This is a genomic window from Streptomyces sp. NPDC090119 (assembly GCF_044747085.1).
Lineage (GTDB): Bacteria > Actinomycetota > Actinomycetes > Streptomycetales > Streptomycetaceae > Streptomyces.
The window spans coordinates 28,653-55,026 of record NZ_JBIVDK010000005.1 but is presented as its reverse complement, the minus strand read 5'-3'; the positions used below and the strand labels follow the sequence as shown (position 1 = coordinate 55,026).

Sequence of the window (26,374 nt, the reverse complement as noted above, 5' to 3'; positions counted from 1 at the left end):
ACCCGTGCGGGCCGTGGTCGTTGTCGACCTTAACGACTACTCGGGCAGTCGGAGTTCCAGATCCGCGCGGGGCGCGACTCCCTCGCGGGTGACGTCCGACAGCAGCCGGGCCACCGCGCCCTGGCCGGGCAGCTCGGCGGCGGGGTCCACGTCGTGCCAGGGGGCGAGGACGAAGGCCCGCTGGTGGGCGCGCGGGTGCGGGAGGGTGAGCCGGGGGTCCTCGGAGGTGAGGTCGGCGTAGGAGACGATGTCGACGTCCAGGGTGCGCGGCCCCCACTGCTCGTCGCGGACCCGGTGGAACGCCTCCTCGACGGCCTGCGCCCGCTCCAGCAGTGAGGACGGGGGCAGGGTGGTCTTCAGGACCACGACCGCGTTGAGGTAGGAGGGCTGGCTGCCGGGGTCGACGCCCCACGGCGCGGTCTCGTACACCGGGGAGACGGCCTTGATGCGGACGCCCGGTGTGTCCTCCAGCGCGTCCACGGCGCCCTGGAGGGTCTCCAGGCGGTTGCCGAGGTTGGAGCCGAGGGAGAGTACGGCCCGCTGGGGGTTGTGCAGGGTGGAGTCGGCGTCGTCGACCTGCTGGACGACGGACGCGGGCACCGGCTGGACGGTCGGGTCGCTGTGACCCTTGGTGAAGGGGCGGGTCATGATCGGCTCCGGAGGATCGTGACGGTCACGTCGTCGAAGGGGACGGTGATCGGGGCGTCCGGCTTGTGGACACATACCTCGATCTCCTGGACCCCCTCGTGCTTCAGGCAGGTCTGGGCGATCCGCTCGGCGAGGGTCTCGATGAGGTTGACCGGCTCGCCCTCGACCACGGCCACGGCCTCCTCGGCCACGATGCCGTAGTGCACGGTCTTCGTGAGGTCGTCGTCCGCGGCGGCGGGGCGGGTGTCCAGGCCCAGCACGAGATCCACGATGAAGGTCTGGCCCTCCTCGCGTTCCTTGGGGAACACCCCGTGGTGCCCGCGGGCCTTCAGGCCCCGCAGCGCGACACGATCCACGCGAATCACTCCTGCAATCGTCGGGAACGGCCGGTCGCTGCCGCACTCGGGCGGCCCACCGGCCCTGGACGAATCTACCTGCGCGCACGGACACGGCCGGGCCACGGGGGAGTGGCCCGGCACCGGTACCGGGAGGGTTCACCGGGTGTTTGCCCAGGGGGAACCGGTCGTGCCGTCGACTGGTAGCCGCACTTACCCCGGCGAAGGTGATTCCAACCACGTCCCGGGGGTGCGGGAGCCCACGTCACCGGGGTTCCGGTCAGGCGAGCGTGCCGTCGTCGGGGCCGACGCCCTGGTCACCGCCCTCCTCGTCCTCCTCGTCCTCGTCGGCCGTGGCGAGGACCGGGGAGGCGTGGTGGGACCACAGCTTCCAGCCCTCGGAGGTGCGCCGGAACACATTGGTGGCGACGACGAGCTGCCCGACCAGCGGCCCCAGCTCCTCGCCCTCCTCGGGCGCGGGCCCGCCGCTGAGGATGTTCTCGGTGCAGCTCACCAGCGCGGTGTTCCCGGTGACGGAGACGTGCACGTCGGTGAGGAAGAACTGGATGTAGTCGGTGTTCGCCATGATCAGCGCGTACGACCTGAGCACCTCGCCGCGCCCGGTGAGCACCGGCCAGCCGGGGTGGACGCAGGAGACGACCCCGGTGTCGGCGGGGTCGTGGTACTCCTCGTCGACGCCCAGGTCGGCGGGGGCGAGCCAGAGCCCGGCCACCTCCTCGAAGTCGCCGCGCTCCATCGCCTCGTAGTAGGAGGTGTTCGCGGCCGACACCTCTTCGACATCGACGTCCGCGGCGCTCACCGGGCGTCTCCGGCGACGCCCTGCGGGGTGCCGGTGCGGGCGCCCTCTATCGCGCGGGCCACGCGTACGGCGTCCGCCGTGGCGCGGACCTCGTGGACGCGGACGGCCCAGGCGCCCGCCCCGGCGGCCAGGGCGGAGACGGCGGCGGTGGCGGCGTCGCGTTCGCGGGCGGGCGGGGCGGCGCCCTCGGGGCCGGCCAGGACGTGGCCGAGGAAGCGTTTGCGGGAGGCGGCGACCAGGAGCGGGTGGCCGAGCGCGCGCAGCCGGTCGAGGTGGGCGAGGAGGGCGAGGTCGTGCTCCGCCTCCTTGGAGAAGCCGAGGCCGGGGTCGATGACGACGCGGTCCGGGGCGACGCCCGCCGCGAGAACGGCCTCCACGCGCGCGTGCAGCTCGTCGCAGACCTCGGTGACGACGTCCGCGTAGACGCCCCGGACGTTGCCGCCCTCCAGGAGGCCGCGCCAGTGCATCACCACGAAGGGGGCGCCGGTGGCGGCGACCACGGGGAGCATGCCGGGGTCGGCGAGGCCGCCGCTGACGTCGTTGACGAGGACGGCGCCCGCCGCGAGGGCCTCCTCGGCGACGCGGGCGCGCATGGTGTCCACGGAGACGGTGACGCCCTCGGCCGCGAGTCCGCGTACGACGGGGACCACGCGGCGCAGTTCCTCGGCCTCGTCGACGCGGGAGGCGCCGGGCCGGGTGGACTCGCCGCCGACGTCGACCAGATCGGCGCCCTCGGCCGCGAGGTCGAGCCCGTGCTTGACGGCCGACGTGGTGTCGAACCAGCGGCCGCCGTCGGAGAAGGAGTCGGGGGTGACGTTGACGACTCCCATGACCGCACAGCGGTCCCACGTCGGAAGACCCGCCACTTCGCCGCGCCCGCTGAGGTTCTTCATACGTTCAGCGTAGGCCCCGAGCGGCACGCCGAATGTGCCCGGGTCCGGACGGAAGGGCCCCTTCCGGACCGCCTCGGCAAGGCGGTCCGGGGCCTGAAGGCCGGTCCGCGCGAGGTGCGCGGGATTGGTCCGGCCGGGTCAGACGGCCCGTACGCCGTGCTCGTGGGAGCCGTGCGCGCAGGGCCGGGCGGCGGCGTTCCGGCGGCGCCGCAGGAAGCGCGGCAGGGGCAGCGCGAGGTCGACGAAGCCCTCCGCCTGCATGGCGGCGAAGCCGATGCGGGGCAGGTCGGACGAGTTCCGGTAGACCACGAAGCGGGGTTCCCAGCGGGGCTGGAACTTGGCGTTGAACTTGTACAGCGACTCGATCTGGAACCAGCGGGAGAGGAACACCAGCAGCCCCCGCCAGGCCCGCAGCACCGGCCCGGCGCCGATCTTCTCGCCGCGCGCGAGGGCGGAGCGGAACATGGCGAAGTTGAGCGAGACCCGGGTGACGCCGAACTTGGGGGCGGCCTGGAGGGCGGCGACGATGAGGAGTTCGTTCATGCCGGGGTCGGCCAGCCGGTCGCGGCGCATCAGGTCGAGCGAGGCGCCGTCCTTGCCCCAGGGCACGAAGTGCAGGATCGCCTTGAGGTCGCCGTAGGGGCCGGGGGTGTCGTCCTGCTTGTGGGCGGTGGCGATCAGGCAGTCGCCGTCGGCGGGGTCGCCGATGCGGCCGAGCGCCATGGAGAAGCCGCGTTCGTTGTCGGTGCCGCGCCAGTCCTCGGCGGCCCGCTGGACGCGCTCCAGCTCGGTGCCGGAGAGGTCACGGACGCGCCGGACGCGGGTCTCGTAGCCGGCCCGCTCGATGCGCTTGACCATCTGGCGCACATTGCGCATCGCGCGTCCGGCGAGGGAGAAATCCGCCACGTCGACCACCGCCTCGTCGCCCAGCTCCAGGGCGTCCAGGCCGGTCTCGCGGGTCCACACCTCGCCGCCGGTCTCCGAGCAGCCCATGACGGCGGGGGTCCAGGAGTGGGCCTTGGCCTCGTCCATGAAGCGCTCGATCGCGCCGGGCCATGCCTCCACGTCACCGATGGGGTCGCCGCTGGCGAGCATCACGCCGGAGACGACGCGGTAGGTGACGGCGGCCTTGCCGCTGGGGGAGAAGACGACGGCCTTGTCCCGGCGCAGCGCGAAGTGGCCGAGGGAGTCGCGGCGGCCGTGCCGGTCCAGCAGGTCCCTCAGCCGTGCCTCGTCCTCCTCGGTGAGGCGGGCGGCGGGGTGTTCGGGGCGGAAGGCGAGGTAGCTGGTGGTGACGGCGGTGATCCAGCCGAGGGCGCCGAGGGAGAAGGCGACCGTCCAGGAGGTGCTGCCCTGGTAGTCGACGGGCCCCTCGAAGCCGAACAGGCCGTAGACGACATGGGTCAGCCGATCGGCCAGGCTCGGGTCGCCGACGGTCCGCTCGGGGTGGACGCTGACGATGACCAGTCCGAGGACGAGGGAACCGGCGCTCATGAGGACGAAGTTGGCCAGGGCCCGCCAGCGGCTGCGCGGGTCGGGCAGCGCGCCGAACTCGGCGCGGTGGCGCAGCAGCGGCACCAGGAGCGCGACCGAGATGAGCACCCCGAGCAGCGAGTGCCGGTACACGAACTCGGCGACCGCACCGGCGGGCAGCAGGGCGACGGCGGCCCGCCAGGCGCGGCGCTTGCGGCGTTTGAGCCCGTGCGCGAGCAGGAGCAGCAGCACGCCCGCGCTGAGCGAGAGGGCCGCCGCGAACGGCCCGAAGGAGCCGGGAAGGGCCTCGGCGAGAGCGTGCATACGGCTGTGACGGAAACGCGGGAACACCCCCGCGGCGATGTCGAGCAGGCCGACGAGGGCGCAGGCCCGGCCGATCAGGGTGGGAACGGCTTCGGGACGCGGGCCGCGCAGTATGCGCCGCGCCCGGTTCGAACCCCGCGGAACCCCGCCTGACAATTCCCCATCTATCCTGACAGACATCGCATCCCGTAGTTCTGCGAGAGACCTTGATACCCGGTGCCGATCGGGCATCCGGTGACATTGCGCCCTCTAGGACGGTGTCTTGGGGAGACAGGTTCCTCCCGCTCCGGAAAGTCGGGTCAAAGGTCAAGGAAAGCCTGGGGCAAATCCGTGCCGCGACACGGGGGCCCGGGGCGGAAAGCGCAGGCAGGGACAGTCATGGGTCTCACGAGCAACTCACTTCTGGCGGTGGCGGTGGCGGCCGCCGTGGTGCTGTTCGGCCTCACGCTGTGGCTGTGGCCGCGGCTGGCCCGGCGCGGCTGGCGCGCGCTGGGCGGCCGGGTGGGCCTGCTGCTCGCCACCCAGCTGGCGCTCATCTGCTCCCTGGGGGTGGCCGCCAACCAGACCTTCGGTTTCTACGCGGGCTGGGACGACCTGCTCGGCCGGGAGACCGAACAGGGCGTCCTCGTCGACCAGTCGGCCGTCACCACCGGGGCGGGCGGCCCGCTCCGGGTGGTCGACATCAAGTCTCCGCCGGGCGACGGTGGTGCGCGGTCGTCGATGGTGGGCCAGGTCCAGAAGGTCGACATCGTCGGCCGGGTCTCCCGCATCGCCACCCCGGCCTACGTCTATCTGCCGCCGGAGTACTTCCAGCCCCGGTTCCGCACCCGTACGTTCCCGGTCTCGGTGGTGCTGACCGGCTATCCCGGCACCGCGCAGGCCCTCGTCACCAAGCTCAAGTACCCGGCCGTCGCCCGGGGCCTGGCCAAGGACGGGCGGGCGCAGCCGATGATCCTGGTGATGATGCGGCCCACCGTGGCGCCCCCGCGCGACACCGAGTGCGTGGACATCCCCCGGGGCCCGCAGACGGAGACCTTCTTCGCCAAGGACCTCCCCGAGGCGGTCCTCGCGCACTACCGGGCCGGAGCCCGCCCCGGAAGCTGGGGCATCATCGGCGACTCCACCGGCGGCTACTGCGCCCTGAAGCTCGCCATGCGCCACCCCGGCGTCTACGCGGCGGGCGCCGGGCTGTCGGCGTACTACAACGCGCCCATCGACCCCACCACGGGCGACCTCTTCCACGGTGACCGCAACCTGCGTGATCACGCCGATCTGCACTGGCTGCTCGCGCACGAGCCGGCGCCCGACACCTCCCTGCTCGTCACCAGCAGCAAGGTCGGCGAGCAGAACTACCGGGACACCCTCAGGTTCGTGAAGGAGGTGCGCGCCACCGGCCGGACCAGGATCTCCTCCATCATCCTCGAAAGCGGCGGTCACAACTTCAACACCTGGCGGCGCGAGATCCCGCCCGCCCTCCAGTGGCTCAGCGGGCAGCTCAGCGACCGTTGAGCGCGGGTGGGCGCGGGGTGCTGAAACCCCGTGAGGCCCTTGGTGTGGCCGGGTTTTTGCGCTGCGGGGGCCCATGAGGCGCCTACGCGCGGTAAGTTTCTGGCCATGCCACGTGGACGCCACCGCCATTCCCCGCCTCTGCACCGGCTGTTGCCTCCCTCCGCGATCGCCGGTGTCGCCGTCGTCTGCGCGCTGACCTCCTGGGTGTTCTCCGACCTCGGTGTGCTGCGCGCGCTCGCCGCCCTCGCCGCGCTCACGGCGGTCGGCGGCGCGGCCGTGATGCGCCAGTGGGACACGCAGGCGGGCAAGCAGGTCGCCGAGCTGACGCGCGCGCGGGCCAGTGACGAGTGGCGGTACGACGAACGGGTCGCCGAACTGGAGACCGACCTGGAGGAGTCGCGCGAGCTGCGCGCCAAGCTGGAGGGGCGGCTGCGGGCCAAGCGCGCCGAACTGGCCGGGCTGCGCAACGAACACGCCGCCCTGCTGCGCCGGTACGCCACCGCGGAGACCGAGCGCGCCACCGCCCTGGAGGGGCGGCGGCTGCTGGAGATCGAGGCGGCTCCGGAGCCCGGCGTCCCCGCGCTGCCGCCCGCGCCGAGCGCGGACGAGGCCGTCACGACTCCGGTGGCGGAGCCCGCGGCGGCCGTCCCGGCCGGGCGCGCGGAGCTGTTCCTGAAGGCCGCGACCGCGCTGGCCCGCCTGGAGTGGACGGCCGGGGAACCGGAGGCCGACGAGCCGGAGAACGGCGCGAGCGTGACGGCCGAGGCGGCCGGGCTCGACGCGGCTGAGCTCGATGCGGCGGAGACCGATGCGGCGGAGACCGAGGTGGACGCCGTTGCCAAAGGAGCCCCGGACAGCGAGGGCATCGAGGCCGCCGACTCCGCCGACTTCACCGGGCCCGCCGACTCCGTCGACCCCACTGGCTCCGTCGACCCCACTGGCTCCACCGGCTCCGTCGCGCCCGCCGGGTCCACTGAGCCCGCTGAGCGACCCGAGGCGGACGCCGAGGGCCTGGGACCCGTGGACGCCGAAGGGGAAGTGACCGAGGCGCACACCACGCCGGACGAGTCGGCCCCGCAGGAGGCGCAGGCGCACACTCCGGACCCGGAGACCACCGGGACGGCCGTCGTGCCCGCCCAGGCCGCCGGGCAGCGCCCCGCCGGGCACTTCACGGTGCCGACCGCCGTCGCCGTCGTACCGGCCGCGCCCGCCCGGCGCCCGCTGGTCGAGGGCGGGTTCGACTTCTTCGGGACGCAGAAGGACCCGTCGGAGGCGATGGACGTGCGCAACGAGGACCTGGCCGACGTGGTCGGGCAGGAGGCCATCGCGCTGCACAAGGCGGACGCCGAGTCCGGCTACAAGCCCGCGGGCGTGTACGACGTGGATCAGGTCATCGACCTCACCGCGCACGACGAGACCGAGCACATCGACGTCGAGCGGCTGCGCAGCGCGGCCTACTGACCCGCGCCGCTGGTTTCCCCCGCCGCCACGGGCGTAGGGGAGACTGGGACGCATGACTGCGACGGAGACCACGGTCGGGATCGGCGGCGCGGCCGAGAGCACCGACATGGTGCTCAACATCGGACCCCAGCACCCGTCCACCCACGGCGTGCTCCGGCTGCGGCTGGTGCTGGACGGCGAGCGCATCCAGCGCGCCGAGCCGGTGATCGGCTACATGCACCGGGGCGCGGAGAAGCTGTTCGAGGCCCGTGACTACCGGCAGATCATCATGCTGGCCAACCGCCACGACTGGCTGTCGGCGTTCTCCAACGAGCTGGGCGTGGTCATCGCCGTCGAGCGGATGCTCGGCATGGAGGTCCCCGAGCGCGCGGTGTGGACCCGCACCCTGCTCGCCGAGCTGAACCGGGTGCTCAACCATCTGATGTTCCTCGGCTCCTACCCGCTGGAGCTGGGCGGGATCACCCCGGTCTTCTACGCGTTCCGGGAGCGCGAGGTGCTCCAGAACGTGATGGAGGAGGTCTCCGGCGGGCGTATGCACTACATGTTCAACCGGGTCGGCGGCCTCAAGGAGGACCTCACCGACGGCTGGACCGGGCGCGCGCGGGACGCCGTCGCCGCCGTCCGCTCCCGCATGGACGTCTTCGACGACCTGGTCCTCGGCAACGAGATCTTCCGGGGGCGCACGCGGGGCGTGGGGGCGCTCACTCCGGAGGCCGTGCACGCGTACGGCGTGAGCGGGCCCATCGCGCGCGCCTCGGGCGTCGACTTCGACCTGCGCCGCGACGAGCCGTACCTCGCCTACGGGGACCTCCAGGACACCCTGAAGGTCGTCACCCGGACCGAGGGCGACTGCCTGGCCCGCTTCGAGGTGCTGCTGGAGCAGACCCACAACGCGCTCGACCTCGCGGACGCCTGTCTGGACCGGCTCGCGGAGCTGCCGCCGGGCCCGGTGAACCAGCGGCTGCCGAAGGTGCTGAAGGCGCCCGAGGGACACACCTACGCCTGGACCGAGAACCCGCTCGGCATCAACGGCTACTACCTGGTCAGCAAGGGCGAGAAGACCCCGTACCGGCTGAAGCTGCGGTCCGCGTCCTACAACAACATCCAGGTGCTGAACGAGCTGCTGCCGGGGACGCTGGTGTCCGACATGGTGGCGATCCTGGGGTCGCTGTTCTTCGTGGTCGGGGACATCGACAAGTAGAGCTGGGCAGGTCAGAGGGGTGACTCGGGCAGGCCCACCGGCTGGAGGAGCCAGCCGAAGTCGCCGAGGCCGCCCGGTGCGGTGAGTTCGGCGGCGGCTCCGGCGTCCGCGAGGGCGCGTACGTAGGCGGCGGGGTCCGTGGTGGCGAGCGTGAGCGGGGGGCGTGCGCCGGTGACGTCCAGCGCGCGCAGGGCCTCGCGCTGGGTGAGCAGGCGCGGGGTGCCGTGGCCGCTGACGGCCGCCGCGCAGGCGTCCAGCGCGACATGCGCGGTGATGTCGCACGTCCCGTCGGGCACGGGTGCCGTCTCCCGGCCCGCCCGGAACCCGGTGAGCGTCCCGAAGGGCGGGCGGATGCCGAGGGTGTGGGCGTAGTCGACGGCCACCGCGAGACCCCGCTGCACCCGGCCGACGGCGTCCGCCCAGGCCCGGTCGCGCGGCAGCCCGATCTCCGCCCGCAGCCCCTCCTCGGCGGCGGCCGGCCACCACCGGGCCAGCCAGTCCGCCTCCGCGCCCATGACCGGTTCCCCGAGCCGCTCGGTGCCGTCCGGCGCGACCAGCACCAGCCGGGGCACGCCCGCGCGGTCCGTCTCGGCGACGTCCACGGGCACGTTGTCCAGCCACTCGTTGGCGAACAGCAGCCCGGTGACCTCCGCGGGCACCCCGGTCCGCCACGCGATCCGCCCGTCCAGTCCCTCGGGCCGGTCCGCGAGCTCCACGGCGTACGCCCGCGTGCGCGCCTCCACTCCGGCGGGCAGCGCGGCCAGCACCCCCCGGACCAACTCCCCGCGCCCCGCGCCCAGATCGACGAAGTCCAGCACCTCGGGCCGCCCCAGTGCCACGTCCACCCGGCACAGCAGCCGGGCCACGGCGGCGGCGAACAGCGGCGAGGCGTGCACGGAGGTACGGAAGTGCCCGGCGGGGCCCTCGGGACGCAGGTAGAAGCCCTCGGGCCCGTACAGCGCCCGCTCAGTGGCCTCCCGCCAGCCCTGCTCCGTCATCTCCCGCACCGGGTCAGCCTAGGCGTACAGAGGACCGGGGCATCCACCTTGCGGCGTACGTGTGCCGGGCACGGATCGCCCCCTCGGCTGACCCCCGCGCGCACCGGGTTTCCCTACGCTGAAGACGTGCAGCGCCTCTATGACTTCCTCCGCCGCCACCCGACGTGGGTCGACTGCTTCTGGGCCGTCGTCCTGCTCGGGCTCTCCGGCGTGAGCGTGGTGAACATGGACGGCGCCCCGCACCACCACGGCTCCTTCGCCGCGGCCTGGACGATCTCCACCGTGCTGTGCGTGATCCTGGCCCTGCGGCGCCGCCTGCCGGAGCTGATGCTGGTCGCGGTGCTGGTCACCGGGCTGGCGCAGCTCATCCTGGACGTCCAGCCGCTCGTCGCCGACTTCACCATGCTGGTGATCGTCTACACGGTCGCCGCGAACGGCGCCCTGTGGGCCTCCCGGCTGGCGCTCGCCACCAGCCTGGTCGCGGCCTCGCTGGCGCAGCTGCGCTGGCCGAACGAGCAGGTCAGCGGGCTCGGGCAGCTCGCGCTCGCGGTGTTCCAGACGGTGCCGTTCGCGCTGGCCTGGGTGCTCGGCGACTCGATGCGCACCCGCCGCGCCTACTTCGCCCAGCTCGAGGAGCGCGCCGCCCGGCTGGAGAAGGAGCGCGAGGCGCAGGCCAAGGTCGCCGTCGCCGCCGAACGCGCACGGATCGCCCGCGAACTGCACGACGTGGTCGCGCACAACGTCTCGGTGATGGTGGTGCAGGCCGACGGCGCCGCCTACGTCCTGGACGCCGCCCCCGACCAGGCGCGCCAGGCCCTGGAGACGATCTCCTCCACCGGCCGCCAGGCGCTCGCCGAGATGCGCCGCCTGCTGGGCGTGCTGCGCACCGGCGAGCACCAGGAGAGCGGGGAGTACGTCCCGCAGCCCGACGTGGAGCAGATCGACGACCTGATCGAGCAGTGCCGCGACGCCGGGCTGCCGGTGGACTTCAAGGTCGAGGGCACCCCACGCCCGCTGCCCAGCGGGGTGGAGCTGACCGCGTACCGGATCGTGCAGGAGGCGCTCACCAACACCCGCAAGCACGGCGGGCCCGAGGCGGGCGCGAGCGTGCGGCTGGTGTACTTCGACGACGGGCTCGGCCTGCTGGTCGAGGACGACGGCAAGGGCGCCCCGCACGAGCTGTACGAGGAGGGCGGCGCGGACGGCCAGGGACACGGCCTGATCGGCATGCGGGAGCGGATCGGCATGGTCGGCGGCACCCTGGACGCCGGACCGCGTCCCGGCGGAGGCTTCCGCATCAGCGCGCTGCTCCCGCTGAAACCGGCGCACTGACACCGGTCACGAACGCGCCCCGCACACTCACGGCCCGTACACCCACAGAAGGACACGGAAGAGGACCCCGATGGCGATCCGCGTGATGCTCGTCGACGATCAGGTGCTGCTGCGCACCGGTTTCCGGATGGTGCTCGCCGCCCAGCCGGACATGGAGGTCGTCGCGGAGGCGGGCGACGGGGTGGAGGCCCTCCAGGTACTGCGCACCACCCCGGTCGACGTGGTCCTGATGGACGTGCGCATGCCCAAGCTGGACGGGGTGGAGACGACCCGGCGCATCTGCTCCGAGCCCGAGCCGCCGAAGGTGCTCATCCTGACCACGTTCGACCTGGACGAGTACGCGTTCTCCGGGCTGAAGGCGGGCGCCTCCGGCTTCATGCTCAAGGACGTGCCGCCCGGCGAACTGCTTACCGCGATCCGCGCGGTGCACAGCGGGGACGCGGTCGTGGCCCCCTCCACCACGCGCCGCCTGCTCGACCGGTTCGCCCCGATGCTGCCCTCGGCCGTCGAGGAGCCCCGGCACGCGGAGCTGACCCGGCTCACGGAGCGCGAGCGCGAGGTCATGATCCTGGTCGCCCAGGGGCTGTCCAACGGCGAGATCGCCGCCCGGCTGGTCCTCTCCGAGGCCACGGTGAAGACCCATGTGGGCCGCATCCTCACCAAGCTGGGCCTGCGCGACCGCGTCCAGGTGGTCGTCCTCGCCTACGAGACCGGGCTGGTCCGCGCGGGCGGCCAGCCCTGAGGCTCAGCGCAGTACGCCCTCGATGAAGTCGCTGCCCAGCCGGGACACGGCGGCCAGGTCCAACTGGTGCTGGACGTACCGGCCGTGCCGGGAACTGGTGATCAGGCCCGCCTTCTTCAGCACGGCCAGGTGCCGGGATATCTCCGGCGCCGACATGCCGTGCGCGTCGGCGAGTTCGCTGGTGCTGTGCGGGCTGCGGGCGAGGTTGCGGCACATGCGCAGGCGCGCGGGGTGGGCGAGAGCCTCCAGGCGGCGGGTGAGCTGCTCGACGGTGGGGGTCTTGGGGCGGGTGGCCTGGGCGGGGTAGGTGATCACGGGCTGCCAGCCGTACCGGTGCAGCACCATCAGATGCGGCCGGCCGAGGCTGGTCGGCACCAGGACCAGGCCGCCGTCGCCGGTGATGCCCCGGCCCGCCCGGAGTTTGTCGATCGTGACGAGCTCTGCCTCCTCGTCCAGCGACACCGCGCCGGAGAGCGAGGCGAGCGCCTCGGCGGGGCCCTTGCGGCGCAGCAGCTCGGTCTTGTGCCGGGCGTCGGCGGCGAGTTGGGGCTGGAGCCGGGCCCAGGTGTCGGCGAAGAACGCCTCGTCGCAGTCCAGCACGAGCTGGCGGAACCAGGCCCGGACCGTCGGCGGGTCCGCCAGGAGGCGCCGGGCGAACCGCTCCTGGACAGCACCGCGCGCGGCGGCCAGATCCAGGGCCCGGCGGCGCAGCTCCGGGTCACCCAGTGGGCCGACGGTCTGCCGGTGGTACTGGTCGTGACAGGTGAACTCCATCGCCACGTCGACGAACTGCTCGTCCGTCAGCTTGTCGAGCAGGTCGAGTTCCTCGGCGAGCGTCCCGCCCGGCAGTCCGCGCCGGCCGGGGAGCCCGGCGAACGGGGCGAACACGTCCGAGAACGTCGTACGCCACAGGAAGTCCGCCTCGCAGAGCCGGTCGGCCAGGCACGGGTCCAGGCGGCTGGACACGGCGGTCACCCAGCCCTGGAGCTCCGGGTGGTGGCCGGGCTCGCTGAGCGCGTGCAGGGCCATCCCCAGCTCGGCCAGCGGTGAGGGCACCACGGAGATGCGCTCCGCCGGGAGCCCCTTGATGTCGATGGTCACGCTCATGTGCCCATGGTGCCCCCTGCCACCGACAACGCCCCCTGGATTGACGGCTGCCGTCAATCCGCGCGACGTGCGGGCGGACGGGGATCAGGGTGGAGGCCGCCGGGCCGCCGCGGAGCCCGATCGAGCAGCGATCATCAGTTCACGTCCCGAGAAGGCGGACCGTCATGAGCCTCACCCAGCAGTACCTGTTCGACGCCTACCGCGCCCGCCGGCACGGCGAGCCGGAGCCGCCCGAGCCCGGCGCGGGCACCCTGGGCCTGCTGCGCGCCCTGCGCGAACGGCGCCGCTTCCGCGCCGTCCTCGCGGGGCGCCGCCTCGGAGGCGCCCCGGACCGCCGCACACCGTAGGAACCGTCGAGGAGCGGGCTCAGCCCAGCCGCCCGGCGAAGTCCACGGCCGCGTCCCGCACATCCCGCGCCGTCCACGCGAGGCCCGCCGCGCCCACGCCGATCTCCGTGACGGCGAGGCCGGGTCCGCGCGACTCCCAGGCGCCCGCGAACAGCAGCGTGCCGGTCTCCTCGGCCTGGCGTACGGCCGCCTCCGCCACCACCTCGGGCTCGAACGGCAGCCAGACCTGGAAGTCGTGGGTGTGCGGCACCTCCGGGTGCACCCGCGCCCACGGCAGCCCCGCCGCGGCGAACCCCTCGCGCAGCGCGGCGGCGACCACGCGCGCGTGCCGCGCGTACTCGGGCAGCCTCGGCAGCTCCCGCTCCAGGCCGACGAGGGCCGACAGCGCGGTCGGGAACTGCTGGAAGACCAGGCCCCCGTACCGGTGCCGCCAGGCGCGCGCCTCCTCGGCGAGGCTCGCGGGGCAGGCGAGCGCGGCGCCGCCGAGGCCGCCGAGGGACTTGTAGAACGACACGTAGACGCTGTCGGCGAGGGCCGCTATCTCGTCCAGGGGGCGGCCGAAGTGCTCGGTGGCCTCCCAGAGGCGGGCGCCGTCGAAGTGCACGACCGCCTCACGGTCCCGCGCGGCCTCGACGGTCCCGGTCAGCTCCTCCCAGGACGGCAGCAGGAACCCGGCGTCGCGCAGCGGGAGTTCCAGCAGGAGCGCGCCGACGGGCTCGTCCAGGCCGTGTACGTCGGCGGCCGTCACCGGGCGCGGCTCCCGGCTGACGACGACCGGGCGCAACCCGCTGACCTGGCTGAACGCATGCCGTTCATGCACCTGGGGGTGGGACAGGGCGTGCAGGGCGACCGCGGGGTTCCCGGTCCGGGCGGCCCAGCAGCGCAGGGCGACCTGCTGGGCCATGGTGCCGGTCGGGAAGAACACGGCGGCCTCGGTGCCGAGCAGTGCGGCGACCCGGTCCTCCAGGGCGCCCACCACCCCGTCGCCGTAGAAGTCGGTGGGTTCGTCCAGGTCGTACACCTCGGGCGCCGCCTCCGTCAGCGCCGTCAGGCGTTCGCGCAGCGTGCCGCGCGCGTGCCCGCGCGAAAGTGCGCGTGGCACGGTACGCAGGGCCGCCCGGCGCCGTTCCCGTAGCGAAAGTCGCTGTGCTGGTCCGTCCGTGTCGCTCATGCGGGGGATCATGCCGCGCCGGGCTCCGCGCGGGCATCCGGTTTCCGCGCGGACCCGGTGTGAGAAGCCCACAGCCTGTGGACAACCGGGGCGGTGGCGCCGGATAGCGTTAACATGACGAGAAATCGTCCGGTACCCAGAGCGGACTGGAACGGGAAGGTCACGGTCGCGTGAGTACAGTCCCCCCCACAGACAGCACAGACAGCACAGGCACCCAGGACCGCCCCGCGCGGCTCACCGTCGGCGTCGTCGGCGCCGGCCGCGTGGGCCCCGCCCTGGCCGCTTCCCTGCAGCTCGCCGGGCACCGCCCGGTGGCCGTCTCCGGAGTCTCCGACGCCTCCCGCAGGCGCGCCGAGAAGACGCTGCCCGGTGTGCCGCTGGTGCCCCCGGCCGAGGTGCTCCGGCGTGCCGACCTGGTGCTGCTCACCGTCCCCGACGACGCCCTGCCGGGCCTGGTCACCGGCCTCGCCGAGACCGGCGCCGTCCGCCCCGGCCAGCTCCTCGTGCACACCTCCGGCCGGTACGGCGTCTCGGTGCTCGAACCCGCCCTGCGCGCGGGCGCGCTGCCGCTCGCGCTGCACCCGGCGATGACCTTCACCGGCAGCCCCGTCGACGTCCAGCGCCTCGCGGGCTGCTCCTTCGGCGTCACCGCGCCCGAGGAGCTGCGGCTCGCGGCGGAGGCCCTGGTCATCGAGATGGGCGGCGAGCCGGAGTGGATCAGCGAGGAGAACCGCCCGCTCTACCACGCGGCCCTCGCCCTCGGCTCCAACCACCTGATCACCCTGGTCGCCCAGTCCATGGAGCTGCTGCGCACGGCCGGGGTCGGCGCCCCCGACCGGATGCTCGGCCCGCTGCTCGGCGCCGCCCTGGACAACGCCCTGCGCTCCGGCGACGCCGCCCTCACCGGCCCCGTCTCGCGCGGGGACGCGGGCACCGTCGCCGCGCACATCGCCGAGCTGCGCGCGCACTCCCCGCAGACCGTCGCCGGTTACGTGGCGATGGCCCGCGCGACCGCCGACCGCGCCCTCGCCCACGGCCTGCTCAAGGCCGAGCTGGCCGAGGACCTGCTCGGCGTGCTCGCCGACCAGGAGACCGCCACCGGCACCGCCTCCGGCACCGACGCCGACGGACCCGGGGACGACGAAGAGAACGGCCCCGAGGGGAACGACCGATGACCACCGCCCTGCTGAGCACCGCCGACGAGCTGCACGCGCGCGTGCGCCACGGCCGCCGTGCCGTCGTGATGACCATGGGCGCCCTGCACGAGGGCCACGCCACGCTGATCCGCGCCGCCCGCGAGATGGCCGGGCCGGACGGCGAGGTCGTCGTCACCGTCTTCGTCAACCCGCTCCAGTTCGGCGCGGGCGAGGACCTCGACCGCTACCCGCGCACCCTGGACGCCGACCTCGCGCTCGCCGGACACGCGGGCGCCGACGCGGTGTTCGCCCCGGCCGTGGACGAGGTCTACCCCGGCGGCGAGCCCCAGGTGCGGATCACCGCGGGCCCCATGGGCGGCCGCCTGGAGGGCGCCACCCGCCCCGGCCACTTCGACGGCATGCTCACCGTCGTCGCCAAGCTGCTCCACCTCACCCGGCCCGACGTGGCCCTGTTCGGGCAGAAGGACGCCCAGCAGCTCGCGCTGATCCGGCGCATGGTGCGGGACCTCAACTTCGGCGTGGACATCGTCGGCGTGCCCACCGTCCGCGAGGAGGACGGTCTCGCCCTGTCCAGCCGCAACCGCTACCTCGCCCCCGCGGAGCGCGCCACCGCCCTCACCCTGTCCCGCGCCCTGTTCGCGGGCCGGGACCGGCACGCGGCCCAGGAGGCACTGCGCGCACGGGCCCTGGAGGTGCCGTCGACTCACGCGCGCGCCGAGGCACTGAGCGCCATAGGCGAGTCGCGGGCGGCGGCCGACGCGCACGCCGTGGCCACGGCCGCGCCCGGCGGCCCGGCGGCCGTCCGCGCGGCCGCCCGCCAGGCCCTGGACGAGGCCGCCCGCTTCGACCCGCCGCTCGACCTGGACTACCTCGCCCTGGTCGACCCGGCCGACTTCACCGAGATCGCCGACGACTTCACCGGCGAGGCGGTCCTCGCCATCGCCGCGCGGGTCGGCTCGACCCGGCTGATCGACAACATCCCGCTCACCTTCGGCAGCCCTGGAGCCGCCTTGTGACCAGCACCGGCATACGACTGCACGCACCCGCCCCCGGCTGGTCCATCCCGGCCGACGTGGTGGTCGTCGGCTCCGGCGTGGCCGGCCTGACCGCCGCGCTGCGCTGCGAGGCGGCCGGGCTGACGACGGTCGTCGTCACCAAGGCCCGCCTCGACGACGGCTCCACCCGCTGGGCGCAGGGCGGCATCGCGGCCGCCCTGGGCGACGGCGACACCCCCGGACAGCACCTGGACGACACCCTGGTCGCGGGCGCGGGCCTGTGCGACGAGACCGCCGTACGCCTCCTGGTCACCGACGGCCCCGACGCCGTACGACGGCTGATCGACACCGGCGCGCGGTTCGACACCGACGACGCGGGCTCCATCCAGCTCACCCGCGAGGGCGGCCACCACCGGCGGCGCATCGCCCACGCGGGCGGCGACGCCACCGGCGCGGAGATCTCCCGCGCGCTGGTCGACGCAGTCCGCGCGCGGGGCCTGCGCACCATCGAGAACGCGCTCGTCCTGGACCTGCTCACCGACGCCGAGGGCCGCACCGCCGGAGTCACCCTGCACGTCATGGGCGAGGGCCAGCACGACGGCGTGGGCGCCGTGCACGCGCCCGCCGTGGTGCTCGCCACCGGCGGCATGGGCCAGGTGTTCTCCGCGACCACCAACCCCTCGGTCTCCACCGGCGACGGCGTGGCGCTGGCGCTGCGAGCGGGCGCCGAGGTCAGCGACCTGGAGTTCGTGCAGTTCCACCCCACCGTGCTCTTCCTCGGCCCCGACGCCGAGGGCCAGCAGCCGCTGGTCTCGGAGGCGGTGCGCGGCGAAGGCGCCCACCTGGTCGACGCCGACGGCACGCGCTTCATGGTCGGGCAGCACGAGCTGGCCGAGCTGGCCCCGCGCGACATCGTCGCCAAGGGCATCACGCGGCGCATGCAGGAGGTGGGCGCCGAGCACATGTATCTCGACGCCCGGCACTTCGGCGCCCACATGTGGGAACACCGCTTCCCGACCATCCTGGCCGCCTGCCGCGCCCATGGCATCGACCCGGTCACCGAGCCGATCCCGGTCGCCCCGGCCGCCCACTACGCCTCCGGCGGCGTCCGCACCGACGACCGCGGCCGTACGACGGTCCCCGGCCTGTACGCGTGCGGCGAGGTCGCCTGCACCGGCGTGCACGGCGCCAACCGGCTCGCCTCCAACTCCCTGCTCGAAGGGCTCGTCTACGCCGAGCGCCTCGCCGCCGACATCGCGGCGGAGCAGGCGGAGCAGGCGAGGCAGGGCGCGCACACCGCGAACGGCCCGCACCCGCGCGTACCCGCGCCCGTGCGGCACCCCGAGACCCCCGGCACGCCCGCGCACCCCCTGCTGGCCCCCGAGGACCGGCTCGCCGTGCAGCGGATCATGACCGAGGGCGCGGGCGTCCTGCGCTCGGCCGCCTCCCTGGAGCGGGCCGCCCGGCGCCTCGCGGAGCTGCACGACCGGGCCAGCGACGCCCTGGACGGCGAGGGCAAGACCGCCGAGCCGGGCGTCGACACCTGGGAGGCCACCAACCTCCTGGACGTGGCCCGCGTCCTCGTCGCGGCCGCCACGCTGCGCGAGGAGACCCGCGGCTGCCATTGGCGCGAGGACCACGCCGACCGTGACGACGCCCACTGGCGCCGCCACCTGGTGGTGACCCTCCGCGCGGACCGTTCGCTGGCCGTACGCACCACCGAGAGCGCAGACTTCCCCCCTACCCGGTGACACCTCTGTCCACCGGGTGAACCCGCGTCCCCAGGAGCAGTGACGAACGTGAGCACCGACGACCTTCCCCTCGCCCCGACCGGCGGCTGCGGCGACGGCTGCGCCTGTGGCGCGGACGAGGAGGGCGAAGAGCAGCTGGAGTGCGGGCTCGACCCCGCGCTGGCCGCGCTGCTGGCCGAGGCCGGGCTCGACCCCGTCGAGGTCGAGGACATCGCCAACGTCACCGTCCAGGAGGACCTGGCCGGCGGCGTCGACGTGACCACCGTGGCGACCATCCCCGAGGACGCGGTGGCCACCGCCGACTTCGTCGCCCGCGAGGCAGGCGTGGTGGCGGGCCTCCGGATCGCCGAGGCCGTGCTCTCCGTGGTCTGCGAGGACGAGTTCGAGGTCGAGCGGCACGTCGACGACGGCGATCTGATCGAGGCCGGACAGCGCCTGCTGTCGGTCACCACCCGCACCCGCGACCTGCTCACCGCCGAGCGCAGCGCGCTGAACATCCTGGGCCGCATGTCCGGCATCGCGTCCGCCACGCGCGCGTGGGCCGACGTCCTGGAGGGCAGCCGCACCCGCGTGCGCGACACCCGCAAGACCACCCCCGGCCTGCGCTCCCTGGAGAAGTACGCGGTGCGCTGCGGCGGCGGCGTCAACCACCGCATGTCGCTGTCCGACGCCGCCCTGGTCAAGGACAACCACGTGCTCGCCGCCGGTGGCGTGGCCCAGGCGTTCAAGGCCGTACGGGAGACCTTCCCGGACCTGCCGGTTGAGGTGGAGGTCGACACCCTGCACCAGCTGCGCGAGGCCGTGGACGCGGGCGCCGACCTGATCCTGCTGGACAACTTCACCCCCGGCGAGTGCGCCGAGGCCGTCGCCGTCGTCGCCGGCCGCGCCGAGCTGGAGGCGTCCGGGCGGCTCACCCTGGAGAACGCCCGCGCCTACGCCGACACCGGCGTGGACTTCCTGGCCGTCGGCGCCCTCACCCACTCCTCGCCGGTGCTCGACATCGGCCTGGACCTGCGCCCGGCGGAGTGACACGGATGCTGCTCACGATCGACGTCGGCAACACCCACACCGTCCTCGGCCTCTTCGACGGCGAGGACATCGTCGAGCACTGGCGCGTGTCCACCGACCCGCGCCGCACGGCCGACGAGCTGGCGGTGCTGCTCCAGGGCCTGATGGGCACGCACCCGCTGCTCGGCGAGGAACTGGGCGACGGCATCCACGGCATCGCCATCTGCGCCACGGTGCCCTCGGTGCTGCACGAGCTGCGCGAGGTCACCCGCCGCTACTACGGCGACGTGCCCGCGGTGCTGGTCGAGCCCGGCGTCAAGACCGGGGTGCCGGTGCAGTTCGACAACCCCAAGGAGGTCGGCGCCGACCGCATCATCAACACGGTCGCCGCCAACGAGCTGTACGGCGGCCCGGCGATCGTGGTCGACTTCGGCACCGCGACCACCTTCGACGCGATCTCCGCGCGCGGCGAGTACGTCGGCGGGGTCATCGCGCCCGGCATCGAGATCTCGGTGGAGGCGCTCGGCGTCAAGGCCGCGCAGCTCCGCAAGATCGAGGTGGCCCGTCCGCGCAACGTGATCGGCAAGAGCACCGTAGAGGCCATGCAGTCCGGCATCGTCTACGGCTTCGCCGGACAGGTCGACGGGGTGGTCGGCCGCATGGCGCGTGAGCTGGCCGACGACCCCGACGACGTCACCGTGATCGCCACCGGCGGTCTGGCGCCGATGGTGCTGGGGGAGTCCTCGGTGATCGACGAGCACCAGCCCTGGCTGACCCTGATCGGCCTGCGCCTGGTCTACGAGCGCAACGTGCCGCGCAGGTAGCCGGGCGCACGGGTGGGGCCCAGGGCCGGGCGGGGGAACCCTGGGTCCGACACGCGTGACAGAGCGCCCCATTCCGTAACTTTTGTCCGATTAGCGGTAGCGTCGCCGCATGCCCACGCCATACGGAACTCGCGGCGGCATGGCGTTCGGCGCGGAGGAGCTGCGTGTGCTCCGCCGCGCCCTCGCCCTCGCCCTCCACCCCGGCACGGCCTCGGCCGAGGACGTGCAGGACTGCTTCCGCCTCGCCGACTCGGTCGACGAGGCACTGGACGAAGCGGCTCGCCTGCGCGCCTTCCTCCTGGCCGACCTGGACCGCTACCGCGCCGCTCTGCCCGGCACCGCGGCCGGCTACCTCGCCCTGCTCCGGGAGGCGCTCGGCGCCGGGCACCGGCCCGTCCCGGACGACCTCGCGGCCCTGCGCGCGCTGCGCGGCAACCCGCTGGCGGCCGCGCTGCTGGCCCACTGCCAGGACCTCGTCGAGCAGCGGGTCCGCGGTCGCTTCGCGGCGGGCACCACGCCCACCGTCCCCGCCCCCGCCGCGCCGCCCTCCCGCGCCCGCCTGCTGGCCCTCCCGGGCGGCGCGGAGGTGCCCCGGCCCACCGGGGCCGACGAGTCCGGCGAAGCCGCTCAGAAGCCCGCCGAGGAGCCCGCCCGGCCCCCGGCCCCGCGTCCCGGCGAGCGCCCCGCCGAACCGGCCGCCCCCAAGCGCCCCGTCCCCACCCCCGGCGAGGTCTTCCCGCGCCGCAAACCGCAGTCACCGCCCGCCGGGCAGGAACACGCCCACCAGCTCGCCGCGGGCTGACCTGGCCCGATGGGACGGGATGGGCCGAACCGCCCACCCCGTCCCGTCCCGGCCGTCCCGCGTGGCTACTCTGGAGCCATGGACTACGTCTCCGCGCTGGTGCCCCCCTTCGTCATGGCCGCCTTCTTCATCGGTGTCGTCAGGGTGATCGTGAAGACCCAGGGCGGGGCGGCCAAGGGCAAGGAGGACGCGGCCGTCGACGCCGCCCTCGCCCGTGCGGAGAGCGCCCACCGGACCGCCCCCGGCGACGCCTGAGCGGCCCGCACGTCGGCGCCGATTTGACCGGATCTCCCCCTATTATTTGTTTTGTGCCTCGTCCCTTGGGAGATCTCGAAGACGCCGTCATGTCACGGGTGTGGAAGTGGAACCGCCCGGTGACCGTCCGGGAAGTCCTGGAAGACATCCAGCAGGAACGCTCGATCGCGTACACCACCGTCATGACGGTTTTGGACAATCTTCATCAGAAGGGCTGGGTCCGCCGTGAGGCGGAAGGCCGCGCCTATCGATATGAGGCCGTCTCCACCAGAGCCGCCTACGCGGCCGCGCTCATGAACGACGCCTGGTCCCAGAGCGACAACCCGGCCGCCGCTCTCGTCGCCTTCTTCGGGATGATGAGCGAGGAACAGCGCCAGGCCCTCAGCGACGCCATCCGTATCGTCCAAGGGCCGCAAACGCGCGAGAACCCCGGCTCGGTGGAGGACTCCGACGGGCGATAGCGTCCGCTCATGTCAGCGAAGAGCCCCGAAGTCTCCGCGAATGCCATCACCGTCCGGCGTGCCCGGACCAGCGATGTTCCCGCTGTCCGTCGACTCCTCGACGCCTACTCGCGTGACCGCATCCTGCTCGACAAAGCCACGGTCACCCTTTACGAGGACATCCAGGAGTTCTGGGTCGCGGAACGCTCCGACAACGCCGAGGTCGTCGGCTGCGGCGCCTTGCACGTCATGTGGGAAGACCTCGCGGAAGTCCGCACCCTCGCGGTGAACCCGGCCCTCAAGGGCGCCGGGGTGGGGCACCGACTGCTGGGGAAGTTGCTGGAGACCGCGCGCCTGCTCGGCGTTAGCCGCGTTTTCTGTCTGACCTTCGAAGTCGACTTCTTCACCAAGCACGGCTTCGTGGAGATCGGTGAGACACCGGTCGACACCGATGTGTACGCGGAGCTCTTGCGCTCCTATGACGAGGGTGTCGCGGAGTTCCTCGGTCTCGAACGAGTGAAACCCAACACCTTGGGCAACAGTCGGATGCTTCTGCATCTGTGATCGCCAATGCCCCGGTTCCCTATGTCCGAAACGCGCACGTTTCCGGACGGGAGAGGGTACGTGGTCTCTCCCCGAGGGTTTGTGTTTTTCCGGCAAAAGCGGTTTGCTTTCCGGCGTACTGCTGCACTGCATATAACAGGGGCGGCTAAACGGCGTACGCCGCGGACCTCCCCGTCCTCACGTTTTCGATGAAAGGAAATCCGGTGGCACAGAAGGTTCAGGTCCTTCTTGTCGACGACCTCGACGGCGGCGAGGCTGACGAGACCGTGACGTTCGCGTTGGACGGCAAGACGTACGAGATCGACCTCACGACCGCCAATGCGGACAAGCTGCGCGGCCTTCTGGACGCGTATGTGAAGGGCGGCCGTCGTACCGGAGGCCGTTCCTCTGGTGGCCGGGGCAAGGCCCGCGCCGCTTCCGGTGGCAACCAGGACACCGCGGCCATCCGCGCCTGGGCCAAGGAGAACGGCCACGACGTGAACGACCGCGGCCGTGTTCCCGCGGCCATTCGCGAGGCCTACGAGAAGGCCAACGGCTGATCACGCCCCCGCACGGGCGGCTCGGCGCCCACCCGCCGCAGCCGGACCCGATGGCACCGCGCTGCCACGGTGTCCACCAGCCGCACGAGATCGGGGGCGCCGACCACGCCCTCGTAGGACGGCAGCGCGGGCAGCGCGGCCTCCACATCGCGCCCCGGCTCGGGGGGCCGCAGCCATACGGCGGCCCCCTGCAAGGCCCCGGCCACCGGCCCGGCGCCGGGACGCGGCCCCGCCCCGGCCCGCACGGGCGGCGCCGGAGCCTCCAGCAGACCCCCGGCGCCCAGCGCCCGCAGGTCCAGCGCCAGCGCGCCCCACTCCAGCCAGTCGAGCAGCCCCGGCAGCTCCTCCGCGCTGCCCGCGGCCACCAGCAGCCGCATCCGCCCGCCCATGAGGGCCACCGGGGAATCCGGCGCCAGATGCCGCAGCGCCGCCGCCCCCGCCTCGGCCGGGACGTCCAGCACGTCGAAACGCACCCCCGTCACCAGCCGCAGCGGCGCCCCGGGCGCCGTCTCCCAGCCCAGCACGCGTTCGTACCAGTGCCGGGCCGCCGCTTCGGGTGCCGGACCGGACGGACGCCTCGGACGCGGGAAGGGGAGCGCCGATGACGCCGGGAGGGACGCCGTGGATGATGCCGCCGGGGGAATTGAGCCAGCCATGCCAGGTGCAACCGCCGAAGCCCTCCCGGAGTTACGCAGAGCGTCCGGACCGTCGCGCTGCGTGCGGCGAGGGGGAGCACATGGGCGCACGGGGAGTCGCGAGGTTGTTCGCCCATAGCGGAGGGAACCGGTGCGCGCGGCATGGACCGCCGGTCACCGCGGGTAAGACATCCCTAGTGGGAGGGGGCGACACGCAGGAAAGGCCGTCTCACGTTCGCCATCGGCGGAACGGTGAGTGGGGTAACTGCCTGGCCTGCGGGAACATCGTCTCGCACCATCGAGTTGGAGCAGATGTCGGCGTTCGGGGTCAGGAGGCCATCGACGGTGTCGGCAGTTGGAATGAGCGGTCCCCGCTTGCGGGACTAAGCTGCGGAAGGACAGGGAGGGGAAGTTCCCCCCACTGCCTGACCGCTCTGAGGAGCGATTAACGATGTTCGAGAGGTTCACCGACCGCGCGCGGCGGGTTGTCGTCCTGGCTCAGGAAGAAGCCCGGATGCTCAACCACAACTACATCGGCACCGAGCACATCCTCCTGGGTCTCATCCACGAGGGTGAAGGTGTCGCCGCTAAGGCCCTGGAGAGCCTCGGCATTTCGCTTGAGGCGGTCCGTCAGCAGGTGGAGGAGATCATCGGTCAGGGCCAGCAGGCCCCGTCCGGTCACATCCCCTTCACCCCCCGTGCCAAGAAGGTCCTGGAGCTCTCGCTCCGCGAGGCCCTTCAGCTCGGCCACAACTACATCGGCACCGAGCACATCCTGCTCGGCCTGATCCGTGAGGGCGAGGGCGTCGCCGCCCAGGTCCTGGTCAAGCTGGGAGCGGATCTCAACCGGGTGCGGCAGCAGGTCATCCAGCTGCTCTCCGGCTACCAGGGCAAGGAGACCGCCACCGCCGGCGGCCCGGCCGAGGGCACCCCCTCGACCTCCCTCGTCCTGGACCAGTTCGGCCGGAACCTCACCCAGGCCGCTCGTGAAACCAAGCTCGACCCGGTCATCGGGCGCGAGAAGGAGATCGAGCGGGTCATGCAGGTGCTGTCCCGCCGTACGAAGAACAACCCGGTGCTGATCGGTGAGCCCGGCGTCGGCAAGACCGCCGTCGTCGAGGGCCTCGCCCAGGCCATCGTCAAGGGCGAGGTGCCCGAGACCCTCAAGGACAAGCACCTCTACACCCTGGACCTCGGTGCCCTGGTCGCGGGCTCCCGCTACCGCGGTGACTTCGAGGAGCGCCTGAAGAAGGTCCTCAAGGAGATCCGCACCCGCGGCGACATCATCCTGTTCATCGACGAGCTGCACACGCTGGTCGGTGCGGGCGCCGCCGAGGGCGCGATCGACGCCGCCTCCATCCTCAAGCCGATGCTGGCCCGCGGTGAGCTCCAGACCATCGGTGCCACCACGCTGGACGAGTACCGCAAGCACCTGGAGAAGGACGCGGCCCTCGAGCGCCGCTTCCAGCCCATCCAGGTCGCGGAGCCGTCGCTGCCGCACACGATCGAGATCCTCAAGGGCCTGCGCGACCGGTACGAGGCGCACCACCGCGTCTCCATCACCGACGAGGCGCTGGTCCAGGCCGCCACCCTGGCCGACCGGTACATCTCGGACCGCTTCCTCCCCGACAAGGCGATCGACCTGATCGACGAGGCCGGTTCCCGGATGCGCATCCGCCGGATGACCGCGCCGCCGGACCTCCGCGAGTTCGACGAGAAGATCGCCGGTGTCCGCCGGGACAAGGAGTCCGCGATCGACTCGCAGGACTTCGAGAAGGCCGCCTCCCTGCGGGACAAGGAGAAGCAGCTCCTGGCCGCCAAGGCCAAGCGGGAGAAGGAGTGGAAGGCCGGCGACATGGACGTCGTCGCCGAGGTCGACGGCGAGCTGATCGCCGAGGTCCTCGCCACCGCCACGGGCATCCCGGTCTTCAAGCTGACCGAGGAGGAGTCCAGCCGCCTGCTCCGCATGGAGGAGGAGCTGCACAAGCGGGTCATCGGCCAGGTCGACGCCGTCAAGGCGCTTTCCAAGGCGATCCGCCGTACCCGCGCCGGTCTGAAGGACCCGAAGCGTCCCGGTGGCTCGTTCATCTTCGCCGGTCCGTCCGGTGTCGGTAAGACCGAGCTGTCCAAGGCGCTCGCCGAGTTCCTCTTCGGCGACGAGGACGCGCTGATCTCCCTCGACATGTCGGAGTTCAGCGAGAAGCACACGGTCTCGCGGCTCTTCGGTTCGCCCCCCGGCTACGTCGGCTACGAGGAGGGCGGCCAGCTCACCGAGAAGGTGCGCCGCAAGCCGTTCTCCGTCGTCCTCTTCGACGAGGTCGAGAAGGCCCACCCGGACATCTTCAACTCGCTGCTGCAGATCCTGGAGGACGGTCGCCTGACCGACTCCCAGGGCCGGGTCGTGGACTTCAAGAACACGGTCATCATCATGACGACCAACCTCGGCACGCGGGACATCTCCAAGGGCTTCAACCTGGGCTTCGCCGCCTCCGGCGACACGAAGACCAACTACGAGCGCATGAAGAACAAGGTGTCGGACGAGCTGAAGCAGCACTTCCGCCCCGAGTTCCTCAACCGCGTCGACGACGTGGTCGTCTTCCCGCAGCTGACCCAGGCCGACATCCTCCGGATCGTCGACCTGATGATCGGCAAGGTGGACGAGCGCCTGAAGGACCGGGACATGGGCATCGAGCTCTCCCAGTCCGCCAAGGAGCTGCTCTCCAAGAAGGGCTACGACCCGGTGCTGGGCGCGCGTCCGCTGCGTCGCACGATCCAGCGCGAGGTCGAGGACACCCTCTCGGAGAAGATCCTCTTCGGCGAGCTGCGCCCCGGCCACATCGTGGTCGTGGACACCGAGGGCGAGGGCGACAACCAGACCTTCACCTTCCGAGGCGAAGAGAAGGCCGCCCTCCCGGACGCCCCGCCGATCGAGCAGGCCGCGGGCGGCGCGGGTCCGAACCTGAGCAAGGACGCGTAGCCCTCCGGGGGTTCGCGTAGGTCCGAAAAAGGGGGCCGGTGCCAATGGGCACCGGCCCCCTTTTTT

Annotated in this window: 26 protein-coding genes; 17 read left to right on the top strand and 9 right to left on the bottom strand. The window is 72.9% G+C overall.

All coding sequences use genetic code 11. From position 1 onward, the window contains the following. Positions 1-36 precede the first annotated feature (36 nt). The 5 genes from folK to ACIPPM_RS21660 all read right to left on the bottom strand — a co-directional run bounded on the left by folK (position 37) and on the right by ACIPPM_RS21660 (position 4,649). Entirely contained in the window at positions 37-648 is a 612-nt protein-coding gene (folK, locus tag ACIPPM_RS21680) for a 2-amino-4-hydroxy-6-hydroxymethyldihydropteridine diphosphokinase (protein ID WP_401450282.1), read from the bottom strand. Further along, complete coding sequence (gene folB, locus ACIPPM_RS21675; RefSeq protein WP_401450279.1) at positions 645-1,004, bottom strand: dihydroneopterin aldolase; 360 nt, start codon at positions 1,002-1,004, stop codon at positions 645-647. Before folB ends, folK begins: the two co-directional genes overlap by 4 nt. A gap of 259 nt (positions 1,005-1,263) precedes the next feature. Next, entirely contained in the window at positions 1,264-1,803 is a 540-nt protein-coding gene (locus ACIPPM_RS21670) for a nuclear transport factor 2 family protein (RefSeq protein ID WP_389004346.1), read from the bottom strand. Then, positions 1,800-2,696, bottom strand: a complete 897-nt coding sequence (gene folP, locus ACIPPM_RS21665; RefSeq protein WP_401450276.1) for a dihydropteroate synthase — start codon at positions 2,694-2,696, stop codon at positions 1,800-1,802. The genes ACIPPM_RS21670 and folP overlap by 4 nt, the downstream gene beginning before the upstream one ends. 138 nt (positions 2,697-2,834) lie before the next feature. Beyond that, positions 2,835-4,649, bottom strand: coding sequence for a phosphatidylglycerol lysyltransferase domain-containing protein (locus ACIPPM_RS21660; protein WP_401450273.1), 1,815 nt, complete (start codon positions 4,647-4,649; stop codon positions 2,835-2,837). 222 nt (positions 4,650-4,871) lie between these two features. Here ACIPPM_RS21660 and ACIPPM_RS21655 point away from each other — a divergent pair, with 222 nt between their 5' ends. From ACIPPM_RS21655 to ACIPPM_RS21645, 3 genes are all read left to right on the top strand, one after another. Next, the gene (locus ACIPPM_RS21655; RefSeq protein WP_401450271.1) at positions 4,872-6,002 is read left to right on the top strand and encodes an alpha/beta hydrolase; all 1,131 of its coding nucleotides are present in this window, start codon (positions 4,872-4,874) and stop codon (positions 6,000-6,002) included. Positions 6,003-6,107: 105 nt separating this feature from the next. Further along, entirely contained in the window at positions 6,108-7,463 is a 1,356-nt protein-coding gene (locus ACIPPM_RS21650; RefSeq protein ID WP_401450268.1) for a hypothetical protein, read from the top strand. Between the two features lie 52 nt (positions 7,464-7,515). Next, a complete protein-coding gene (locus ACIPPM_RS21645) occupies positions 7,516-8,664 on the top strand; it encodes an NADH-quinone oxidoreductase subunit D (protein WP_393593834.1) in 1,149 nt (382 codons plus the stop codon). Between the two features lie 11 nt (positions 8,665-8,675). Here ACIPPM_RS21645 and ACIPPM_RS21640 read toward each other — a convergent pair whose 3' ends face one another. Continuing rightward, on the bottom strand, positions 8,676-9,662 hold the full coding sequence (locus tag ACIPPM_RS21640) for an SAM-dependent methyltransferase (protein ID WP_401451449.1): 987 nt from the start codon (positions 9,660-9,662) through the stop codon (positions 8,676-8,678). A 126-nt stretch (positions 9,663-9,788) separates the two neighbouring features. Between ACIPPM_RS21640 and ACIPPM_RS21635 the strand changes: the two genes are divergently transcribed. Together ACIPPM_RS21635 and ACIPPM_RS21630 are read left to right on the top strand one after the other, a co-directional pair. Then, a complete protein-coding gene (locus ACIPPM_RS21635; protein ID WP_401450266.1) occupies positions 9,789-10,994 on the top strand; it encodes a sensor histidine kinase in 1,206 nt (401 codons plus the stop codon). A gap of 70 nt (positions 10,995-11,064) precedes the next feature. Then, positions 11,065-11,736 (top strand): response regulator, encoded by a 672-nt coding sequence (locus ACIPPM_RS21630; protein WP_401450264.1) that lies wholly within the window; start codon positions 11,065-11,067, stop codon positions 11,734-11,736. 3 nt (positions 11,737-11,739) lie between these two features. Here ACIPPM_RS21630 and ACIPPM_RS21625 read toward each other — a convergent pair whose 3' ends face one another. Further along, entirely contained in the window at positions 11,740-12,843 is a 1,104-nt protein-coding gene (locus ACIPPM_RS21625; RefSeq protein WP_401450262.1) for a DUF5937 family protein, read from the bottom strand. Between the two features lie 164 nt (positions 12,844-13,007). Between ACIPPM_RS21625 and ACIPPM_RS21620 the strand changes: the two genes are divergently transcribed. Further along, a complete protein-coding gene (locus ACIPPM_RS21620) occupies positions 13,008-13,190 on the top strand; it encodes a hypothetical protein (protein ID WP_401450260.1) in 183 nt (60 codons plus the stop codon). A gap of 19 nt (positions 13,191-13,209) precedes the next feature. Here ACIPPM_RS21620 and ACIPPM_RS21615 read toward each other — a convergent pair whose 3' ends face one another. Next, complete coding sequence (locus ACIPPM_RS21615) at positions 13,210-14,361, bottom strand: threonine aldolase family protein (RefSeq protein WP_401450257.1); 1,152 nt, start codon at positions 14,359-14,361, stop codon at positions 13,210-13,212. Positions 14,362-14,531: 170 nt separating this feature from the next. On the opposite strand from ACIPPM_RS21615, the gene ACIPPM_RS21610 reads away from it, so the two are divergent. The 10 genes from ACIPPM_RS21610 to ACIPPM_RS21565 all read left to right on the top strand — a co-directional run bounded on the left by ACIPPM_RS21610 (position 14,532) and on the right by ACIPPM_RS21565 (position 22,696). Beyond that, positions 14,532-15,536 carry a Rossmann-like and DUF2520 domain-containing protein gene (locus ACIPPM_RS21610; RefSeq protein ID WP_401450254.1) on the top strand — a complete coding sequence of 335 codons (1,005 nt, stop codon included), beginning with the start codon at positions 14,532-14,534 and terminating at the stop codon, positions 15,534-15,536. Then, entirely contained in the window at positions 15,533-16,534 is a 1,002-nt protein-coding gene (panC, locus tag ACIPPM_RS21605; protein WP_401450251.1) for a pantoate--beta-alanine ligase, read from the top strand. The genes ACIPPM_RS21610 and panC overlap by 4 nt, the downstream gene beginning before the upstream one ends. Continuing rightward, positions 16,531-18,264: an L-aspartate oxidase gene (locus ACIPPM_RS21600; RefSeq protein WP_401450248.1), complete on the top strand. Its 1,734-nt coding sequence runs from the start codon at positions 16,531-16,533 to the stop codon at positions 18,262-18,264. Before panC ends, ACIPPM_RS21600 begins: the two co-directional genes overlap by 4 nt. A 48-nt stretch (positions 18,265-18,312) precedes the next feature. Then, entirely contained in the window at positions 18,313-19,293 is a 981-nt protein-coding gene (gene nadC / locus ACIPPM_RS21595; RefSeq protein ID WP_393593817.1) for a carboxylating nicotinate-nucleotide diphosphorylase, read from the top strand. Positions 19,294-19,298: 5 nt separating this feature from the next. Beyond that, positions 19,299-20,096, top strand: a complete 798-nt coding sequence (locus tag ACIPPM_RS21590) for a type III pantothenate kinase (RefSeq protein WP_030811239.1) — start codon at positions 19,299-19,301, stop codon at positions 20,094-20,096. A 139-nt stretch (positions 20,097-20,235) separates the two neighbouring features. Then, on the top strand, positions 20,236-20,898 hold the full coding sequence (locus tag ACIPPM_RS21585) for a hypothetical protein (protein ID WP_401451447.1): 663 nt from the start codon (positions 20,236-20,238) through the stop codon (positions 20,896-20,898). A 78-nt stretch (positions 20,899-20,976) separates the two neighbouring features. Continuing rightward, positions 20,977-21,153 (top strand): hypothetical protein, encoded by a 177-nt coding sequence (locus ACIPPM_RS21580; RefSeq protein WP_401450244.1) that lies wholly within the window; start codon positions 20,977-20,979, stop codon positions 21,151-21,153. Between the two features lie 65 nt (positions 21,154-21,218). Beyond that, the gene (locus tag ACIPPM_RS21575; protein WP_401450242.1) at positions 21,219-21,614 is read left to right on the top strand and encodes a BlaI/MecI/CopY family transcriptional regulator; all 396 of its coding nucleotides are present in this window, start codon (positions 21,219-21,221) and stop codon (positions 21,612-21,614) included. Between the two features lie 9 nt (positions 21,615-21,623). Beyond that, complete coding sequence (locus tag ACIPPM_RS21570) at positions 21,624-22,157, top strand: amino-acid N-acetyltransferase (RefSeq protein ID WP_401450239.1); 534 nt, start codon at positions 21,624-21,626, stop codon at positions 22,155-22,157. 203 nt (positions 22,158-22,360) lie between these two features. Then, positions 22,361-22,696 carry an Lsr2 family protein gene (locus tag ACIPPM_RS21565; protein WP_401450237.1) on the top strand — a complete coding sequence of 112 codons (336 nt, stop codon included), beginning with the start codon at positions 22,361-22,363 and terminating at the stop codon, positions 22,694-22,696. On the opposite strand, the gene ACIPPM_RS21560 is transcribed toward ACIPPM_RS21565, so the two are convergent. Next, the gene (locus tag ACIPPM_RS21560; RefSeq protein ID WP_401450234.1) at positions 22,675-23,352 is read right to left on the bottom strand and encodes an SCO3374 family protein; all 678 of its coding nucleotides are present in this window, start codon (positions 23,350-23,352) and stop codon (positions 22,675-22,677) included. The genes ACIPPM_RS21565 and ACIPPM_RS21560 overlap by 22 nt on opposite strands. A gap of 430 nt (positions 23,353-23,782) precedes the next feature. Here ACIPPM_RS21560 and ACIPPM_RS21555 point away from each other — a divergent pair, with 430 nt between their 5' ends. Next, on the top strand, positions 23,783-26,308 hold the full coding sequence (locus tag ACIPPM_RS21555; protein ID WP_401450232.1) for an ATP-dependent Clp protease ATP-binding subunit: 2,526 nt from the start codon (positions 23,783-23,785) through the stop codon (positions 26,306-26,308). The last annotated feature ends 66 nt before the right edge of the window (positions 26,309-26,374 follow it).